Origin of the sequence: Rhodopirellula maiorica SM1 (assembly GCF_000346295.1) — a bacterium.
GTDB lineage: Bacteria > Planctomycetota > Planctomycetia > Pirellulales > Pirellulaceae > Novipirellula > Novipirellula maiorica.
On record NZ_ANOG01000443.1, the window covers coordinates 1 to 546 of the forward strand.

Below are 546 nucleotides of genomic sequence, written 5' to 3' on the forward strand. Positions count from 1 at the left end.
GTCACCCTAAGCCGGACGTTCTCCTCAGCGGCCGGATCCCACACACCAAGAGGGTGCCTTACGGCGCACGGCTCACCGTTGCGGTTTGAATTAGTCTGACTTTAAAGTGCTTCGTTTGACCGTTAGCCGATAGACGCACGCTAGCGGACGCGAGTTCGCCTTCGGTGGACTGCGAAACAATTAAATTAACTAGCGGTCAACCGAGCCTGCCCGATCGGCGGCCGGATGCTGCAGCCGACTAATCCTGCTTGACCGCTGGGCGTTTTCGGGTTGGGTAAGTAAACTTCTTGGCATGGCAATCACCAGTCATGTTATCGTTCTGTTAGCGAAGATGTTCAGTGGTTTCACGGTGCGGTGGGTCGACTGCCAACCGGACACCTGCCAACGCATCTATTTCGCTAACCACACCAGCCATCTCGACGCGGTCGTGTTATGGTCCGCTCTGCCGCGCGAAGTCCGAGCGGTCACCCGCCCGGTTGCCGCCAAAGACTATTGGTCGGGCGGATGGGTCAAACCCCACATGGCGAAAGCGTTTAACGCGATGTT

At 57.3% G+C, this 546-nt stretch carries 1 protein-coding gene; it reads left to right on the plus strand.

What is annotated here, in order from left to right:
• Positions 1 to 292: 292 nt before the first annotated feature.
• A partial coding sequence (locus RMSM_RS14110; protein ID WP_008697167.1) for a 1-acyl-sn-glycerol-3-phosphate acyltransferase occupies positions 293 to 546 on the plus strand: 254 nt, incomplete at its 3' end.